This window comes from Pseudomonas mucoides (assembly GCF_015461845.1).
Lineage (GTDB): Bacteria > Pseudomonadota > Gammaproteobacteria > Pseudomonadales > Pseudomonadaceae > Aquipseudomonas > Aquipseudomonas mucoides.
In genome coordinates this window covers 1-18558 of the sequence record NZ_JACOPW010000001.1, presented here as the reverse complement: position 1 = coordinate 18558, position 18558 = coordinate 1, and the positions used below count along the sequence as shown (strand labels likewise).

18 protein-coding genes are annotated in these 18558 nt (G+C 59.8%); 14 read left to right on the top strand and 4 right to left on the bottom strand.

Annotated features, from left to right (window positions below):
• Positions 1-56 precede the first annotated feature (56 nt).
• From H8F22_RS00090 to H8F22_RS00070, 5 genes are all read left to right on the top strand, one after another.
• Entirely contained in the window at positions 57-815 is a 759-nt protein-coding gene (locus tag H8F22_RS00090) for a methyltransferase domain-containing protein (protein ID WP_027923389.1), read from the top strand.
• Between the two features lie 90 nt (positions 816-905).
• Positions 906-1358, top strand: a complete 453-nt coding sequence (rnhA, locus tag H8F22_RS00085) for a ribonuclease HI (protein WP_008028618.1) — start codon at positions 906-908, stop codon at positions 1356-1358.
• A gap of 158 nt (positions 1359-1516) precedes the next feature.
• Positions 1517-2275 carry a DNA polymerase III subunit epsilon gene (gene dnaQ, locus H8F22_RS00080; RefSeq protein ID WP_027923390.1) on the top strand — a complete coding sequence of 253 codons (759 nt, stop codon included), beginning with the start codon at positions 1517-1519 and terminating at the stop codon, positions 2273-2275.
• Positions 2276-2431: 156 nt separating this feature from the next.
• Complete coding sequence (locus tag H8F22_RS00075) at positions 2432-4687, top strand: Orn/Lys/Arg family decarboxylase (RefSeq protein ID WP_194939568.1); 2256 nt, start codon at positions 2432-2434, stop codon at positions 4685-4687.
• A 14-nt stretch (positions 4688-4701) separates the two neighbouring features.
• Complete coding sequence (locus tag H8F22_RS00070; protein ID WP_027923392.1) at positions 4702-5316, top strand: GNAT family N-acetyltransferase; 615 nt, start codon at positions 4702-4704, stop codon at positions 5314-5316.
• Here H8F22_RS00070 and H8F22_RS00065 read toward each other — a convergent pair.
• Together H8F22_RS00065 and H8F22_RS00060 are read right to left on the bottom strand one after the other, a co-directional pair.
• Positions 5282-6175 carry a LysR family transcriptional regulator gene (locus tag H8F22_RS00065; RefSeq protein ID WP_027923393.1) on the bottom strand — a complete coding sequence of 298 codons (894 nt, stop codon included), beginning with the start codon at positions 6173-6175 and terminating at the stop codon, positions 5282-5284. The genes H8F22_RS00070 and H8F22_RS00065 overlap by 35 nt on opposite strands.
• 88 nt (positions 6176-6263) lie before the next feature.
• A complete protein-coding gene (locus H8F22_RS00060; RefSeq protein ID WP_194939567.1) occupies positions 6264-6524 on the bottom strand; it encodes a hypothetical protein in 261 nt (86 codons plus the stop codon).
• 176 nt (positions 6525-6700) lie between these two features.
• On the opposite strand from H8F22_RS00060, the gene H8F22_RS00055 reads away from it, so the two are divergent.
• A complete protein-coding gene (locus tag H8F22_RS00055) occupies positions 6701-7261 on the top strand; it encodes an NADPH-dependent FMN reductase (RefSeq protein WP_027923395.1) in 561 nt (186 codons plus the stop codon).
• 109 nt (positions 7262-7370) lie between these two features.
• Here H8F22_RS00055 and H8F22_RS00050 read toward each other — a convergent pair whose 3' ends face one another.
• Complete coding sequence (locus H8F22_RS00050) at positions 7371-8030, bottom strand: TetR/AcrR family transcriptional regulator (RefSeq protein WP_194939566.1); 660 nt, start codon at positions 8028-8030, stop codon at positions 7371-7373.
• 55 nt (positions 8031-8085) lie between these two features.
• On the opposite strand from H8F22_RS00050, the gene H8F22_RS00045 reads away from it, so the two are divergent.
• Positions 8086-9189, top strand: coding sequence for a DUF2855 family protein (locus H8F22_RS00045; RefSeq protein ID WP_059180958.1), 1104 nt, complete (start codon positions 8086-8088; stop codon positions 9187-9189).
• Positions 9190-9350: 161 nt separating this feature from the next.
• A complete protein-coding gene (locus H8F22_RS00040) occupies positions 9351-10634 on the top strand; it encodes an arsenic transporter (RefSeq protein WP_027923398.1) in 1284 nt (427 codons plus the stop codon).
• 38 nt (positions 10635-10672) lie between these two features.
• On the opposite strand, the gene H8F22_RS00035 is transcribed toward H8F22_RS00040, so the two are convergent.
• Positions 10673-11623: a DUF1853 family protein gene (locus tag H8F22_RS00035; RefSeq protein WP_059180957.1), complete on the bottom strand. Its 951-nt coding sequence runs from the start codon at positions 11621-11623 to the stop codon at positions 10673-10675.
• 108 nt (positions 11624-11731) lie between these two features.
• On the opposite strand from H8F22_RS00035, the gene H8F22_RS00030 reads away from it, so the two are divergent.
• From H8F22_RS00030 to pepN, 6 genes are read left to right on the top strand one after another with little or no spacing between them, the layout of a single operon-like run.
• A complete protein-coding gene (locus H8F22_RS00030) occupies positions 11732-12622 on the top strand; it encodes an NAD(+) kinase (RefSeq protein ID WP_027923400.1) in 891 nt (296 codons plus the stop codon).
• Positions 12619-13593, top strand: coding sequence for a metallophosphoesterase (locus H8F22_RS00025; RefSeq protein WP_371258947.1), 975 nt, complete (start codon positions 12619-12621; stop codon positions 13591-13593). The genes H8F22_RS00030 and H8F22_RS00025 overlap by 4 nt, the downstream gene beginning before the upstream one ends.
• On the top strand, positions 13590-14459 hold the full coding sequence (locus tag H8F22_RS00020; protein ID WP_027923402.1) for a rhomboid family intramembrane serine protease: 870 nt from the start codon (positions 13590-13592) through the stop codon (positions 14457-14459). Before H8F22_RS00025 ends, H8F22_RS00020 begins: the two co-directional genes overlap by 4 nt.
• A 34-nt stretch (positions 14460-14493) precedes the next feature.
• Positions 14494-14754: a YeaC family protein gene (locus tag H8F22_RS00015; protein ID WP_027923403.1), complete on the top strand. Its 261-nt coding sequence runs from the start codon at positions 14494-14496 to the stop codon at positions 14752-14754.
• The gene (locus H8F22_RS00010; protein WP_027923404.1) at positions 14751-15581 is read left to right on the top strand and encodes a DUF2797 domain-containing protein; all 831 of its coding nucleotides are present in this window, start codon (positions 14751-14753) and stop codon (positions 15579-15581) included. Before H8F22_RS00015 ends, H8F22_RS00010 begins: the two co-directional genes overlap by 4 nt.
• A 10-nt stretch (positions 15582-15591) precedes the next feature.
• A complete protein-coding gene (gene pepN, locus H8F22_RS00005) occupies positions 15592-18249 on the top strand; it encodes an aminopeptidase N (protein WP_194939565.1) in 2658 nt (885 codons plus the stop codon).
• The last annotated feature ends 309 nt before the right edge of the window (positions 18250-18558 follow it).

The window sequence follows — 18558 nt, the reverse complement described above, 5'->3', positions numbered from 1 at the left end:
CGCCAAGCGGAAAACAATGGCGCATCTTAGAACTTCCTGGCGCGTTGGAGAATGCAATGACCGATAAAGCGTTCGCTCAGGCTGATCCCGAGTGGCTGACATTGATCAGCGCGGCCCGTGAATGGCTGTCCGGCCCTATCGGGCAATTTTTGCTGGACGAAGAACGACGCATGCTCGAAGACGAGTTGGGGCGTTTCTTCGGCGGTTACCTGGTGCATTACGGTCCTTCGGCCCAGACGCCACCGTCTGCTCCGCAAGTACAGCGCAATGTGCGCCTCGGTGCGCCATTGCCCGGTGTCGAGATCGTGTGTGAAGAGCAAGCCTGGCCGTTGAGCGAGCACGCCGCTGACGTCGTGGTGTTGCAGCATGGGCTGGATTTCTGCCTGTCGCCCCACGGTTTGCTGCGCGAAGCGGCGAGCAGCGTGCGGCCCGGCGGGCATTTGCTGATCATCGGCATCAACCCCTGGAGCAGTTGGGGCCTGCGCCATGTGTTCGCCCATGACGCCCTGCGCAAGGCGCGCTGCATCTCGCCGTCACGCGTCGCCGACTGGTTGAACCTGCTGGGTTTCGCGCTGGAGAAACGCCGCTTCGGGTGCTATCGTCCGCCGCTTGCGTCACCCGCCTGGCAAGCTCGTCTGGCCGGTTGGGAGCGCAAGGCCGGTGACTGGCAACTGTCGGGCGGCGGCTTCTATTTGTTGGTGGCGCGCAAGATTGTCGTGGGTTTGCGTCCGCTGCGTCAGGAACGACGCGAACCGATGGGCAAGCTGATTCCCTTGCCGATGGCCAAGGTCAATCGCCGTCGCATCGACCCGTAATACCTTTTATTTTCCCGGCCGGGTCAGTCCCGGCCTCGGGCATCGTCGATCACGAATCGGCGAGCCACCGCATTTTCTGGATAGATTGGCATGAGCGATAGCGTAGAACTCTTCACCGACGGCGCCTGCAAAGGCAACCCGGGCCCTGGCGGCTGGGGCGCACTGCTGGTGTGCAAAGGCGTTGAAAAGGAACTGTGGGGCGGCGAAGCCAATACCACCAACAACCGCATGGAGCTGATGGGTGCGATTCGTGGCCTCGAAGAGCTCAAGCGCTCCTGCGACGTGCTGCTGGTGACCGACTCACAGTACGTGATGAAAGGCATCAACGAATGGATGGACAACTGGAAGAAGCGCGGCTGGAAAACAGCGGCGAAAGAGCCGGTTAAAAATGCTGATTTGTGGAAGCTGCTGGATGAGCAGGTCAATCGCCACAACGTCACCTGGAAATGGGTGCGTGGGCACATCGGTCACCACGGTAACGAGCGGGCTGACCAGTTGGCCAACCGGGGCGTGGATGAAGTGCGCGGCTACAAACAGGCATAAATCTACACTGATCGTTCCCTTGTTCCGCGTGGGAACGATCAATCCCTGCAGGAGCGAGCTTGCTCGCGATAGGCAAAACGCGGTGTCTCTGAAAGACCTGAGCGAGCGTGTTAACATCGCCGCTTTTGCACGATTGACCCGTTGAGAGCTGAGCACTGATGGCCACCAGATCCGTTGTACTCGATACCGAAACCACCGGCATGCCGGTGACAGACGGCCACCGGATTATCGAAATCGGTTGTGTCGAGTTGATCGGTCGGCGCCTGACCGGTCGGCATTTTCACGTTTACCTGCAGCCGGATCGCGAGAGTGACGAAGGCGCCATTGGCGTCCACGGCATCACCAACGAATTCCTGGTGGGCAAGCCGCGTTTCACCGAAGTGGCCGATGAGTTTTTCGAGTTCATCAAAGGCGCGCAGCTGATCATCCATAACGCGGCGTTCGACGTTGGTTTCATCAACAACGAATTCGCCCTGATGGGCCAGCACGAGCGTGCGGACATCACACAACACTGCTCGATCCTCGATACCCTGATGATGGCCCGGGAACGTCACCCTGGGCAGCGCAACAGCCTCGACGCCTTGTGCAAACGGTATGGCGTCGACAACTCGGGCCGTGAACTGCACGGCGCGTTGCTCGACTCCGAGATCCTTGCCGACGTTTACCTGACCATGACCGGTGGCCAGACCAGCCTGTCGCTGGCCGGTAATGCGTCAGACGGTAATGGCTCCGGCGAAGGCGCGGACAACTCCGCCACCGAAATCCGCCGCTTGCCAGCCGACCGCCCACGCGCCCGAATCATCCGCGCCAGCGAAGATGACCTGGCCCAGCATGTCGCACGTCTTGAAGCCATCGCGAAAGCCGCCGGTGCCCCGTCACTGTGGCAGCAACTGGCGGACGCCAAGGCCCAGGCCTGATTTGTAGCAGCCTTGCGGTGCTCGTCAGCTGCTACGGGGCGTGTTTGGGCTGCCGGTGACCCAGTTTGGGGCATCGCCACTCGCCACATTCGCCTCAACCCTCTACCCTGAGGGTATTGGCAGGCCACGGTCTGCCGCCTCAGGACACTGAGCCCCATGTATAAAGATTTGAAATTCCCGGTCCTGATTGTCCACCGCGACATCAAGGCCGACACCGTCGCCGGTGATCGCGTGCGGGGCATCGCCCGGGAGCTTGAACAGGAAGGCTTCAGCATCGTTTCGGCGGTGGATTACGCCGAAGGGCGGCTAGTCGCGTCGACCCATCACGGCCTCTCCTGCATGTTGATTGCCGCCGAAGACCCCAGCGCCCACTCGCATTTGTTGCAGAACATGGCCGAACTGATTGGCCTGGCGCGAGTGCGGGCGCCGGACCTGCCGATTTTTGCCCTCGGCGAACAAGTGACGCTGGAAAACGCGCCGGCCGATGCCATGGCCGAGCTCAATCAACTGCGCGGGATTCTTTACCTGTTCGAAGACACCGTGCCGTTCCTGGCCCGGCAAGTGGCCCGGGCTGCGCGCAAGTACCTGGACGGTTTGTTGCCACCGTTTTTCAAGGCACTGGTGCAACACACCGCCGACTCCAATTATTCCTGGCACACCCCGGGCCACGGCGGTGGCGTGGCGTATCACAAGAGCCCGGTAGGGCAAGCGTTTCACCAGTTTTTCGGGGAGAACACCCTGCGTTCGGATTTGTCGGTGTCGGTGCCCGAACTGGGCTCTCTACTCGATCACACCGGTCCGCTGGCCGAGGCGGAAGCGCGCGCTGCGCGCAATTTTGGCGCCGATCACACCTTTTTCGTGATCAATGGCACCTCGACCGCCAATAAAATCGTCTGGCATTCCATGGTTGCGCGCGATGACCTGGTGCTGGTGGATCGCAACTGCCACAAGTCGGTGTTGCATTCGATCATCATGACCGGCGCGATCCCGTTGTACCTGTGCCCGGAACGCAATGAACTGGGGATCATCGGCCCGATTCCATTGAGCGAATTCAGCCGCGAATCAATCCAGGCCAAAATCGACGCCAGCCCGCTGACCAAGGGCCGGGCGCCCAAGGTCAAACTGGCGGTGATCACCAACTCGACCTACGACGGCCTCTGCTATAACGCCGAGTTGATCAAGCAGAACCTCGGCAACAGTGTCGAGGTGTTGCATTTCGACGAGGCCTGGTACGCCTACGCGGCGTTTCACGAGTTCTTCGCCGGACGCTACGGCATGGGCACCTCGCGCAGCGAAGATAGCCCGCTGGTGTTCACCACGCATTCCACGCACAAGTTGCTGGCCGCATTCAGCCAGGCCTCGATGATTCATGTTCAGGACGGTGGGGCGCGGCAACTGGACCGCGACCGTTTCAATGAAGCGTTCATGATGCACATCTCCACCTCGCCGCAGTACAGCATCATTGCCTCGCTGGACGTGGCCTCGGCGATGATGGAAGGCCCGGCCGGGCGTTCGCTGTTGCAGGAAATGTTCGACGAGGCCCTGAGCTTTCGTCGCGCCCTGGCTAACCTGCGGCAACACATCGCGGCGGATGACTGGTGGTTTTCCATCTGGCAGCCGCCGTCGGTGGAAGGCATCGACCGCGTGGTCACCGAAGACTGGCTCTTGCAGCCCGATGCCGACTGGCACGGCTTTGGCGGTGTCACCGACGATTACGTGTTGCTCGATCCGATCAAAGTCACCTTGGTCATGCCCGGGCTAACCGCGGGCGGTGCGCTCAGCGAGCGCGGGATTCCGGCGGCAGTGGTCAGCAAATTTCTCTGGGAGCGCGGGCTGGTGGTCGAGAAGACCGGGCTGTATTCGTTCCTGGTGTTGTTTTCCATGGGCATCACCAAAGGCAAATGGAGCACGCTGTTGACCGAGCTGCTGGAGTTCAAGCGCAGCTACGACGCTAACGTCAGCCTGGCCAATTGCCTGCCCTGTGTGGCACAACAGAGTGTCGGGCGCTATCAAGGCATGGGCCTGCGCGATTTGTGCGATCAACTGCACGCCTGTTATCGCAGCAATGCCACGGCCAAACACCTCAAGCGCATGTACACCGTGCTGCCGGAAATCGTCATGAAGCCCGCTGACGCCTATGATCATCTGGTACGGGGCGAGGTAGAGGCGGTGTCGATCGATGCCCTGGACGGGCGGATCGCTGCGGTGATGCTGGTTCCGTATCCGCCAGGCATTCCGCTGATCATGCCGGGTGAGCGGTTCACCGAGTCGACCCGGTCAATCATCGACTATCTTTCATTTGCAAGGACGTTTGATAGCAGTTTCCCAGGATTCGTCGTCGATGTGCATGGATTGCAACACGAAGACGAGGGCAATGGACGGCACTACACCGTCGATTGCATCAAGGAATGAGGACCTTTCCCAGTATGCAACCTGTCATTAATCCCAAGTACCCCGGCCTGTCGGTGCGTGTCGCCGATGACGGCTTTGCGGCCTATATCTGGGGCAGTGATTTCAGTTTTGAAGTTGCCGCCTATGGTGCTGCCGAAATCGGCAAACCAGTCGAACAGTGGTTGATTACGCCGATCACCCCTTATCGAAAGTGCTACGGCATCGACCCGGAAGAATTCAGCAGCTTTCGCGATGCCGCCGACAGTGCGATTTTCATGGCGTACCTCGACGATGAGCCGGTCGGTCATCTGGTGGTCAGCACCAATTGGAATGGCTTTGCCCATATCGACGAGCTGGCGGTGCATGCACCGGCGCGGCACCACGGGGTGGCCAAAGCCTTGCTGGACGTGGCTCAGTTCTGGAGTCGCAAGAAAAAACTGCCGGGCATCATGCTCGAAACCCAAAACAACAACCTCGGCGCCTGCCGGCTCTATGAGCGTTGTGGTTACGTGATTGGCGGGATGGATCATCTGCGCTATCGCGGAATCGATCCGAACACTGCCGAAGTGGCGCTGTTCTGGTATCGCTTGTTCGATAATGCGCTGGAACACCCGATCAGTTCGCCAGCATCGCCGCGGCTTGTTCCGTGACAATGTCCAGCAGGGTCTGAATGGCGGCGGCTGGCTCGCCGTTTTTCAGGGTCAGGGCGTAGAGGCTGACTGGCACCGCCGGGGCCAGCGGACACACATCCAGTCCACTGGTTTTGGCGCCCAGGGCGGTAAACGGGTCGACAATCGCCAGGCCTTCACCGGCCTCGACCATGCTGCGCATCATCTGATGCGTCTGCACTCGAATATGCACAACCGGGGCTGGACGCAACGCCTGCAATTTGTTCTCCAGGGCACGGCTCAGCGGATCGTGGCCTTCGAGGCCGACCATCGACTGGCCCGCCAGATCCTGCAATGAAATGTATTTCTGCTTGGGTTGCAGCCAGCCATGGGGCGCCAACAGCTGGAGCTTGCCTTGGGCAATCACCTGGCAATGGATGTCGGCGTGATCGGGATCGTGCAGGCTCAACCCCAAATCGCTTTCGCGCAACAACAGGGATTTTATGATTTCGCGGGTTGGTTGGCTCAGCAGGCTGCAAGGCGCATCGGGCAGGCGACGGCGCAGCGTGGCGATGCTCTGGGGCAACAAGTGTTGGGCGAGCGGCGGAGTGCAGATGATGCGCAGGGGCGGTGCCTGATACTGCTTGAGGCTGGCGGCCAAGCGTTGAACAGGCTCCAGCGCTTCGTAGATGTGGGCGATTTGTGCCTCTAGCTCCCGCGCTTCGCGGGTCGCCTGCAAGCGCCCGCGCACGCTGGAGAACAGCATGAAACCCAACTGACCCTCGGCCTCGCGCAAAATGCCTTCAACCTCGGTCACCGGCAACTGCAGCCATTCGGCGGCGGTGCCCAGGTGACCGGTCTGCACAAGCGCGTGGATCACTTCGATATGGCGTAAACGCATGCGTGAAGTCCATGTTCAGCAGGTGAGGGAATCAGTGACTGAATCCTAACTCAAGTGCGCGCATATGACTTCTGCTCATAACGCGGGGTTATGAAGCGACGTTGGCTTCCGGCACGCTACCGACGAATTTGTTGGGTTCACGCACGATGGTCACGTCCGATTGAACCAGCAGAAACTGGTTGTCATCGAGTTTCCTGACGCGATCGCCAATGGCCAGTTTGTAGGTGGTGACAGGCTCCGAGCCGCCGAGGCCGTCCGCCGACGGGGTGGATTCCTCGAACTCATGCACGGAATAAACGCGGCCTTCCGCATCTCTTGCATGGAACTGACCGACAAGTACTGCTGCCATCTGTTTAGAACCTCTGGAGATAATTCACTCAATTTTCGGTTCTGTAGACCGTGGTTGGGCGAAGTAAGTTTTCCTACAAGAAAAAAATAGTCAGGGGCGGTGAAATTCAGAGCCCGCTGGGTGATTCGTCATCTATACCTACAAGTTCTCTCCATCGGACAGTCGAGACATCTTCCATGAGTAACGTCTATACGATCGCCGTCGTGGTCGGCAGCTTGAGAAAGGCATCGATCAATCGCAAGGTAGCATTGGCCCTGGCTGACCTCGCACCGGCCAATCTCAAGCTACAAATCGTCGAAATCGGCGACTTGCCGCTCTACAACGAAGACATTGATGGTGCTTCACCGCCGGCAGCCTACAGCACTTTCCGGCAACAAGTACGTTCATCCGACGCAGTGCTGTTCGTCACCCCGGAATACAACCGCTCGGTACCCGCGCCGTTGAAGAATGCCATCGACGTGGGATCGCGGCCCTATGGCCAGAGCGCCTGGAGCGGAAAACCGGGTGGGGTGATCAGTGTTTCGCCCGGCGCAGTCGGTGGATTTGGTGCCAACCACCACTTGCGCCAGTCCATGGTGTTTCTGGATGTGCCGTGTATGCAGCAGCCGGAAGCCTATCTGGGCGGGGCGGGTTCGGCGTTTGACGAGGCGGGTAAATTGTCCGAGTCTGTGAAGCCGTTCCTGCAGAGCTTCATCAATGCCTATGGCAAATGGGTCGAACAACACAAAAAAGTCTGAAAGCACCGTTCTCCCCTGTAGGAGTGAGCCTGCTCGCGATGGCGGTGTGTCGGCCAAATCAATGCCAACTGACACACCGCTATCGCGAGCAGGCTCACTCCTACGGGGATTAGGGGGAGGGCAGCAATCGGCCGCAGATCATCGACTCGATCTCCGCCAGCCACGCAGCCGTTTGTGCCGCCGCCGGTTGCACAGTCACGCAGTAACGCCGGCCACCCCAGGCGGTGATCAACCAGGCATCGATGGTTGTATCTGACGGATGCTCAGGCAAATCACTACACGCGGCAAACGCTTCGCGCCATTTCTGCGACAACTCCTGGAACACCCGTCGGTGGTGTTTGGGTTCGGCGATCTGGTGTTCAAGGGTCATCCATTCATAGTCGAACAACGGCTGATCAGCATCCGTCGGGTCGCAGGTCATGCGGATCAAGCGTTTGATTCGCACCTGCCAATCCAGATGCGTGGGTCGTACGACCTGTTCATCGATGTGCTGTAACAGATTGTCCAGGCAGTGGCGGACATACCCTGACAGCAGCGCTTCCTTGCTCGGAAAATAATCGTACAACGTCCCGATGGCGACGCCAGCTTCCAGCGCCACCGCTCGGGTGGTCAGCCCGGACCAGCCATCGCGCCGCCAAATCCGAACAAACGCCTCGTAAATCGCTTCCACGGTGAAGATCGCCCGGGCCTGACTCGGCCGTTTCAGCGGTTTGGCGCGGGGATTGAGGGTGGGCGCACTGCCCCTGGTGTTTCCGAACCCGCTCTTCATCGGCTGCCACTACTCTGGTGCTACCCGCCACTCACTCGCAGCAGGAGTCTGAAAGATGCAAAGTCCGAGCACGGTAACACGGCTGATCACCCGCAAAAACGCCCTCGACCAGAGTCGAATCGAACAGGAGCAGCGCAGTCTCGTTCCTGCCGAAGGGGAGGTGATTCTGAAAATCGACCGCTGTGCGCTGACCACCAACAACATCACCTACGCCGCTTATGGCGATTCGATGAACTACTGGGGGTTCTTTCCTACAGGGCTTGAGGAATGGGCACACATTCCGGCGTGGGGATTTGCCGATGTGATCGCGTCAACTGTGGAGGGGGTCGCGGTCGGAGAACGCTTCTACGGCTACTTTCCGATTGCCAGTCATCTGTGGATGCGTCCCGAGCGCGTCACCGACCGAGGTTTCTATGACGCCGCCGAACACCGGCAGGCATTGACTTCGGCCTACAATCAGTACACCCGGTGCAGTTGGGATCCGTACTACAGCCCCGACACCGAAAACCTGCAGATTTTGCTGAAACCGCTGTTTCTGACGTCGTCGATGCTGGCGGATTTCCTGCAAGACAATCAGTTTTTCGGTGCGACCCGGCTGGTATTTTCCAGTGCTTCGAGCAAAACCGCCTATGGCACCGCCGTGTGCCTGGAAAACCACCCCAACATTGAACGGGTTGCGCTGACTTCGGCCGGCAACAAGACCTTCGTCGAAGCGCTCGGTTGTTATGAGCGCACGGTGTCGTACGCCGAACTGGCGAGCCTGGCCAATGATCGTCCCACGCTGTACGTGGATTTTTCCGGCGACCTGGGTTTGCGTGACCGGGTGCATCAGCATTTCGCCGGGCAACTGGTGTACAGCTGCTTCGCCGGTTCCGCGCAAAGCACCGACGAGGCACAACTGAGCGCCATTGAAGGGCCGCAACCGGTGTTCTTTTTCGCCCCGGTCCAGCTGCGCAAGCGCAACGCAGAGTGGGGAGCGGAACGGGTCAGTCAACATATCGGCGAGGGGTTGCAGCGGTTTTATGGGCAAGTGACCGCGCCTGCCAATCCACTGCTGGAGGTGGTGGAGAGTGACGGTTATGAGGCGGCGCAGACGGTGATCACACGGCTGTTCAACGGCCAGGTCGCGCCAATGCAAGGCCATGTCATCCGACTGTAACCCTCCTGTTGTAGCCGCTGACGAGCAGCGCGAGGCTGCTACACGAGCCTCGCGCTGCCCATCAACTGTTACGGGATCGTGGTGTGTCGAAATTGGGGCTTTACTCTGGTCGAGCGTTGCGGCTGAATCGCGGTTTGTTTTTCCGCGCAAGGTTGCTTTGCATGCTCATCGCCTCACTCATTTTCCTGCTGACCATCACTCTGGTGATCTGGCAACCCAAAGGCCTGGGCGTGGGCTGGAGTGCGGTATTCGGTGCCGTGCTGGCGCTGATTTTCGGTGTCGTGCACCTGAGCGACATCCCGATCGTGTGGCAGATCATCTGGAATGCAACCGGCACGTTCGTGGCGCTGATCATCATCAGTTTACTGCTGGATGAGGCGGGTTTCTTTGCCTGGGCTGCGTTGCATGTGGCTCGTTGGGGGCGGGGCAGCGGGCGCAAACTGTTTGCTTATATGGTGTTGCTGGGGGCTTTGGTCTCGGCTTTGTTCGCCAATGACGGCGCGGCGCTGATCCTCACGCCCATCGTGATTTCCATGCTGTTGGCGCTGCGGTTCTCCCCGGCGGCGACCCTGGCGTTCGTGATGGGCGCCGGTTTCATCGCCGACACCGCGAGCCTGCCGCTGGTGGTGTCGAACCTGGTGAACATTGTTTCCGCCGACTTCTTCCACATCACGTTCAACCGTTACGCGGCGGTAATGATCCCGGTCAACCTGGTGAGCGTCGCGGCCACATTGGCGATGCTGCTGTGGTTCTTCCGTCGCGACATTCCGAAGGACTATGACCCCGAACAACTGGAGCTGCCCGCCACGGCGATCCATGACAAGGCGACGTTTTATGCCGGTTGGGTGGTGTTGGTGATCCTGCTCGTGGGCTGTTTTGCCTTGGAACCACTGGGTATTCCAATCAGCGCCATTTCCGCGGTGTGCGCCGCGTTGTTGCTGGGTATCGCCGCGCGCGGCCACAAGATTTCCACGCGCAAGGTGATGAAAGAAGCACCGTGGCAGATCGTGATTTTCTCGCTGGGCATGTATTTGGTGGTGTATGGCCTGCGCAATGCCGGCCTGACCGGGTATCTGGCGGGATGGCTCGATGGCTTTGCCCATTACGGCGTATGGGGTGCGGCCATGGGCACGGGCGTGCTGACGGCGATTCTGTCTTCGATCATGAACAATTTGCCGACGGTGCTAATTGGTTTGCTGTCGATCGATGCCAGTCAGGCCAGTGGTGTGGTGAAGGAGGCGATGATTTACGCCAACGTCATCGGCAGCGACCTGGGGCCGAAAATCACGCCGATTGGCAGTCTGGCGACGTTGTTGTGGCTGCATGTGCTGGAGCGCAAGAGCATCCGGATCGGGTGGGGGTATTACTTCAAGGTCGGGGTGGTGTTGACGGTGCCGGTTTTGCTGGTGACGTTGGCGGCGTTGGCATTGCGGTTATCCGTTTAGACCGAGTTGGCTTCATCGCGAGCAGGCACTACAAAACCTCAACCATTACCCGGCACATTCGGCCAAAGATTCGCCACCAGAAACAACCGCTCCGCTTCCTCCCAGTCCCCCTCGGCATTTTCGGTCAGGCGCACCAACAACTGCGCCGGCGCCAACGGCTCCAGAGTACCGAGCCACGCATTCAATTGCTCGACGCTCCAGGTCTGCTCCGCAGGATAATGCGCCGGCGCCAGCCAGGCATGGCGGGGCAGGGGCTGCCAGCGACCGAAAGGGCGCTGCACGACAAAATCCGCCCAGTCCTTCTGATGCAGCCAGCTACCGCGCAAATGCTGCGGATGCGCGCCGCCGGGCGGTTCGGCCTGTCCCGGCCACGGATACAGCAGGTAACCGCCGAGCCACAAGTGGGCGCTGAACTGCTGGATATCCAGGGCCGCCAGCACTTCGCGGCTTTCGACGCGGGCAGAAATGGGCAATTGATGCTGAGCCAGGTGCGCCAGTTTTCGGTCCAGTCGATCATGGCAGCCGGGGCCGAGCCACTGCGCGGTGTCGTGTCCGTCGCCATGTTGCGGCCCCAGATAGAGCTTGATCGCCAGTTCCAGGTGATGCACGCCGTCGCGATCACGCAGCAGCATGTCCAGTTCGCCCAGCGTGTGGCCTTCACGGCGAATCGGCAGGTTGGCGGCGATCAACTCGATTCCCGGCGCGTGACGCACCGCGTACTGCCAAAGCCGCTCGTAATACAGGCCCAAGCGCCGGGTTCGGGCCTGGGACAGCCAGTGCAGCAAGTCATAACTGTCACGGTCCAGTTGCCGCAACCAGCGTTCCAGGCGTTGCGGTTCTTGCACCCATTCACTGCCGGCCAGCGGATGCCGCTGCGGCCAGGGCGTATCAACGAGCATCGGCGGCGCGAGGATGACCCAGGCCAGGTCGCGCACTTCGGGGTGGCGCAACTGATGGGGCAACGAGAGCAAATCGGGAAATAGGATCATCTTGCGAGCATAGCCCTAAACATGAGTACACCCTTGTGGCTGAAAGGATTTTGTCTATCCCGCGCTTTCGCCCATAATCGTCTTTTTCGCCGTCCTTGCAGGAACCCCATGGAGCAATTTCGTAATATCGGCATCATCGGTCGCCTGGGCAGTTCCCAGGTGCTGGATACCGTCCGCCGACTGAAACGGTTTCTGCTCGATCGTCACTTGCACGTGATCCTCGAAGACACCATCGCCGAAGTCCTTCCCGGTCATGGCCTGCAAACCTCGTCCCGCAAGATGCTCGGCGAAGTGTGTGACATGGTGATTGTGGTCGGCGGCGACGGCAGCCTGCTGGGCGCCGCTCGCGCGCTGGCCAAGCACAACATACCGGTACTCGGCATCAACCGTGGCAGCCTCGGTTTCCTCACCGATATTCGCCCTGATGAGCTGGAAGTCAAAGTCGCCGAAGTGCTCGATGGCCACTACCTGGTGGAAAATCGCTTCCTGCTGCAAGCCGAAGTCCGCCGGCACGCCGAAGCCATCGGTCAGGGCGATGCCCTCAATGATGTGGTGCTGCACCCCGGCAAATCAACGCGAATGATCGAGTTCGAACTCTACATCGACGGCCAGTTCGTCTGCAGCCAGAAGGCCGACGGCCTGATCGTCGCGACGCCCACCGGTTCGACGGCCTATGCGCTGTCGGCGGGCGGACCGATCATGCACCCCAAGCTTGACGCTATTGTGATTGTGCCGATGTACCCCCATACCTTGTCGGGCAGGCCGATTGTGGTCGATGGCAACAGTGAGCTGAAAATCGTCGTGTCCAAAGATATGCAGATCTACCCGCAAGTCTCCTGTGACGGGCAGAACCACTTCACCTGCGCGCCGGGTGACACCATCACCATCAGCAAAAAAGCGCAGAAGCTGCGGCTGATCCATCCGCTTGACCACAACTACTACGAAGTCTGTCGGACCAAGCTCGGTTGGGGCAGTCGATTGGGTGGTGGAGGCGACTGATGCTCGATCCCGCGCGTAGCTACGACCTGATCGGTGACGTGCACGGTTGCGCTCTGACCCTTGAGCACTTGCTCGACCGGCTCGGTTACCACAAACAAGGTGGCGTCTGGCGGCATCCGTCGCGCATGGCCGTGTTTGTGGGCGACATCATTGATCGCGGCCCGCGGATTCGCGAGGCGCTGCACATCGTGCATGACATGGTCGAGGCCGGCCAGGCGCTGTGCATCATGGGCAACCATGAATTCAACGCGCTGGGCTGGAGCACGCCGGCGCCACCGGGCAGCGGCAAGCAGTTCGTCCGTGAACACACGCCGCGCCATGCCCGGTTGCTGGGTGAAACCCTGACCCAGTTCGAAGACCATCCCGGTGACTGGCATGACTTCCTGCAATGGTTCTACGAGATGCCGTTGTTCGTCGATGCCGGGCGCTTCCGGGTGGTGCATGCGTGCTGGGATTCGGGCCTGATCGAGCCGTTGCGCGGATTGTTTCCCAACGGTTGCGTCGATGAGCATTTCCTCCAGGCCTCGGCCGTGCCGGGCAGTTTCGCCTGCACCGTGTTCGACCGGTTGCTGCGCGGCACCGACATGCGCTTGCCCGATGGCTTGACCATGACCAGCGGCGACGGTCTGGTGCGTTCGTTCTTCCGCACCAAATTCTGGGAGGACGACCCGCAAACCTACGGAGACATTGTGTTCCAGCCCGACGCATTGCCTGAGCCCGTGGCCAGGACGCCACTGTCGTCCACGGAAAAAAATACCTTGCTGCGCTATGGCGTCGACGAGCCACTGTTGTTCGTCGGCCACTACTGGCGCAGCGGCAAACCGGCGCCGATTCGCCCGAACCTGGCCTGCCTGGATTACAGCGCCGTGCTCTACGGCAAACTGGTCGCCTACCGGCTGGATCAGGAAACCCGGCTCGATCCGCATAAATTTGTCTGGGTCGATGTCGAACGGCCGGAGGTGCTGCAATGAGTGTGGTTGCCGTTTTACGCCTGCCGCTGGCGGTGGATTTGAGCGGGTTCGTCAAACTGCTGCAGCGCATGCAGGTGCCGCACCGCGTCAGCGAGGAGGCGGGCGAGCAAGTGCTGTGGGTGCCGTCCAACATCAGCGAAGACGTGCGTTCGCTGTACGAACGTTTTCCGGCCGGTGATCCCGATCAGCAGCTCGACATTCCGGCAGCGCAAACCACTCGGCGCCCCGGTTTCGTCGAGCAACTGCGTTACGCCAGGGCGACCGCGGCGATTTTGCTGCTGAGTATCCTGGTGGGTGCGGTGACGCTGCTGGGCGAAAACCTCGACACGATGCGCTGGCTGACCTTCCTCGATTTTCGCGTGGTCGGCGAGTACATCCGTTTCGTACCGTTGGCCGACAGCCTGGCGGCAGGGCAGTGGTGGCGCCTGATAACGCCGATGCTGATCCACTTCGGCATCCTGCACCTGGCCATGAACGGCATGTGGTACTGGGAGCTGGGCCGGCGCATCGAATCGCGTCAGGGCAGCATCAACCTGATCGGCCTGACGTTGCTGTTCAGCCTCGTCTCAAACTATGCCCAGTATTATTTCAGTGGTCCGACCTTGTTCGGTGGCTTGTCCGGCGTGCTGTACGGCCTGCTCGGGCATTGCTGGATCTTCCAGTTGTTGTCGCCGAACCCGGCTTATCGCCTGCCGCGCGGCGTGCTGGTGATGATGCTGGTGTGGTTGGTGCTGTGCCTGTCCGGGCTGGTCTCGATGATCGGCTTCGGTGAAATTGCCAATGCGGCGCACGTCGGCGGGTTGCTCGTCGGATGCCTGACCGGTTTGTTGGGTGGTTTGTACAACCGCCGTAAACTGGCCGCCTAAATCAGTTTATGTAGTAAAGAGCGCGGAGACCCTGATGTCCTCTTTTAACGAAATGATCCAAAACATCACCCCCGAGATCTACCAGAGCCTGAAACTGGCGGTGGAAATCGGCAAATGGTCCGACGGTGGCAAACTCACCGCCGAACAACGCGAACTGTCGCTGCAAGCGATGATTGCCTGGGAAATCCAGAACCTGCCCGAAGACCAGCGCACCGGTTACATGGGCCCGCAGGAATGCAGTTCGAAGTCGATCAGCGTACCGAACATTTTGTTCAAATCGGATGCCATCCATTGATCGAGATTGGCCGCGGTGCAATCAGTAAAATGTCGTCGCGTCTTGACGGGTCCGACGTGCAATATGCGTTTCGCCTGGGCGATGTCGAGGTGCCGGTCAATCCAATGATCGGCACCACCGTACGCCTGGAATACCTGGGGGCGATCTTTTGCTCCCATTGCGGGCGCAAGACCAAAACCAGTTTCAGCCAGGGCTATTGCTACCCGTGCATGACCAAACTGGCGCAGTGTGACATCTGCATCATGAGCCCCGAGCGTTGCCACTACGACGCTGGCACCTGCCGTGAGCCGGAGTGGGGCGAGAAGTTCTGCATGACCGACCACATCGTGTACCTGTCCAACTCGTCGGGGGTGAAAGTCGGGATTACCCGCGCCACCCAGCTGCCGACCCGCTGGATCGATCAGGGTGCCCGTCAGGCGTTGCCGATCATGCGCGTGTCGACCCGCCAGCAGTCGGGTTTCGTCGAAGACCTGTTCCGCAGCCAGGTGGCGGACAAGACCAACTGGCGCGCCTTGCTCAAGGGCGAAGCGGTGTCGGTGGACCTGGCCGAAGTGCGTGATCAACTGTTCGACAGCTGCGCCGAGGGCCTGCAAACCCTGCAGGAACGATTTGGCCTACAAGCGATTCAGACCATTGCCGACGTAGAAACCCTCGAAATCCGCTATCCGGTCGAGCAATACCCGGCCAAGATCGTCAGCTTCAACCTGGACAAGAATCCGATTGCCGAAGGCACGCTGTTGGGAGTCAAGGGCCAATACCTGATCTTCGACACCGGCGTGATCAATATTCGTAAATACACGGCTTATCAGCTCGCCGTGCATCAGTAAGGACTCCAGCATGCGCACCGAACAACCGAAGATGATTTACCTGAAAGACTATCAGGCGCCCGAGTACCTGATCGACGAGACGCACCTGACCTTCGAGTTGTTCGAGGACCACAGCCTGGTCCATGCGCAACTGGTGATGCGCCGCAATCCCGAGCGCGGCCCTGGCTTGCCGCCGCTGGTACTGGACGGTCAGCAGCTGGAACTGCTGTCGGTCACCCTGGCTGATCGCGAGCTGAGCGAAAGCGACTATCAGTTGACGGACAATCACCTGACCCTGCACCCGACCAGCACCACGTTCACGGTCGACACCAGCGTGCGGATTCACCCGGAAACCAACACCGCGCTGGAAGGCTTGTACAAATCCAGCGGCATGTTCTGCACCCAGTGTGAGGCCGAAGGCTTTCGCAAGATCACCTATTACCTCGATCGCCCGGACGTGATGAGCAAGTTCACCACCACGGTCGTCGCCGAGCAGCACAGCTATCCGGTGCTGCTGTCCAACGGCAACCCGATTGCCTCGGGCCCTGGCGAAGACGGCCGGCACTGGGCGACTTGGGAAGACCCCTTCATGAAGCCGGCGTACCTGTTTGCGCTGGTGGCCGGTGATTTGTGGTGCGTTGAAGACACCTTCACCACCATGACCGAGCGTTCCGTGGCACTGCGCATCTACGTCGAGCCGGAAAACATCGACAAGTGCCAGCACGCCATGAACAGCCTGAAGAAGTCGATGCGCTGGGATGAAGAGGTTTACGGTCGCGAGTACGACCTGGACATCTTCATGATCGTCGCGGTCAACGACTTCAACATGGGCGCCATGGAGAACAAGGGCCTCAATATCTTCAACTCCAGCGCCGTGCTGGCTCGCGCCGAAACGGCGACCGACGCTGCGCACCAGCGCGTCGAAGCCATCGTCGCCCACGAATACTTTCACAACTGGTCGGGCAACCGCGTGACCTGCCGCGACTGGTTCCAGCTGTCGCTCAAGGAAGGCTTCACCGTGTTCCGCGATGCCGGATTCTCCTCGGACATGAACTCGGCCACGGTCAAGCGCATCCAGGACGTGGCTTACCTGCGCACACACCAGTTCGCCGAAGACGCTGGTCCCATGGCCCACGCCGTGCGCCCGGACAGCTTCATCGAGATTTCCAACTTCTATACCCTGACCGTGTACGAAAAGGGTTCGGAGGTGGTCGGCATGATTCACACCTTGCTCGGGGCCGATGGCTTCCGCAAAGGCAGTGACCTGTATTTCGACCGCCACGACGGCCAGGCGGTGACCTGCGACGACTTCATCAAGGCGATGGAAGACGCCAATGGTGTCGACCTGACGCAATTCAAGCGCTGGTACAGCCAGGCGGGTACACCGCGCTTGGTAGTGAGCGAGTCCTACGACGCGGCGGCGAAAACCTACAGCCTGACCTTCCGTCAAAGCTGCCCGGCGACCCCGGACAAGGTTGAAAAACTGCCGTTCGTGATTCCTGTGGAATTGGGCCTGCTGGACGCCAAAGGCGCGGCGATTGCCTTGCGCCTGTCCGGCGAAGCCAGCGCTCAGGGCACATCGCGGGTGATCTCGGTGACCGAGGCCGAGCAGACGTTCACCTTCATCGACATCGCTGAACAGCCGTTGCCTTCATTGCTGCGTGGTTTCTCCGCGCCGGTGAAACTGAGCTTCCCGTACAACCGCGATCAACTGATGTTCCTGATGCAGCATGACAGCGATGGTTTCAACCGCTGGGATGCCGGTCAGCAACTGTCGGTGCAAGTGCTGCAAGAGCTGATTGCCCAGCATCAGGCGGGGGAAACGCTGGTGCTGGATCAGCGCCTGATTTCTGCTTTGCGCACGGTGTTGTCGGACGAGACGCTGGACCAGGCCATGGTTGCGGAAATGCTTTCGTTGCCGGGTGAGGCGTACCTGACTGAAATCAGCGAAGTGGCTGATGTCGATGCGATTCACATTGCCCGTGAGTTTGCTCGCAAGCAATTGGCTGAAGGGTTGTTTGAGGCATTGTGGCTGCGTTATCAGGCTAATCGTGACCTGTCGAAGAAGACCCCTTATGTGGCCGAAGCCGAGCACTTTGCTCGTCGCGCGTTGCAGAACATTGCGCTGTCGTACTTGATGCTCAGCGGCAAGCCGGAAGTGTTGGCGGCGACGCTTGAGCAGTTCGAGGCGAGCGATAACATGACCGAGCGCCTGACGGCGTTGGCGGTGCTGGTCAATTCGTCGTTTGAAGCAGAAAAGGCCAAGGCACTGGCGAGTTTTGCCGAGCACTTCAAGGACAATCCGCTGGTCATGGATCAGTGGTTCAGTGTTCAGGCGGGCAGTGCGTTGCCGGGTGGTCTGGAGCGTGTGCGTCAGTTGATGCAGCATCCGGCCTTCAACATGAAGAACCCGAACAAGGTACGCGCGCTGGTCGGTGCGTTTGCCGGGCAGAACCTGATCAACTTCCATGCGGCGGATGGTTCAGGGTATCGCTTCCTGGCGGATCTGGTGATCGAGTTGAACGGGTTTAACCCGCAGATCGCTTCCCGGCAGTTGGCGCCGCTGACTCGCTGGCGCAAGTATGATGATGCGCGTCAGGCATTGATGAAAGGCGAGCTGGAGCGGATTCGTGCTTCGGGTCAGTTGTCCAGCGATGTGTTTGAAGTCGTGAGCAAGAGTCTGGCCTGAGTCTGGTTTTTTCTCCCTCAGGGTTCACTCGGACCCTGTGGGAACTGACTTTTCTGCTTTGACTGCCTACTGATGTACACCGTCCAAAACTGTAGGAGTGAGCCTGCTCGCGATGGCGTCCTGACAGACGACCATTCTCTTCCTCGGTGTACATATCCATTTCTGCGGTAACGGCCACTTGTGGTTTCGCCCTTACGGCGAGGCACTTTTTTCAAACGCCCTCCGTGTCAGGCTACCTGTCGCCCTTGTTGATTGACTCACTCATGCAAGAGGGCGAAGGTGTTTAGCAATGTCCAAGCGCTATAACGA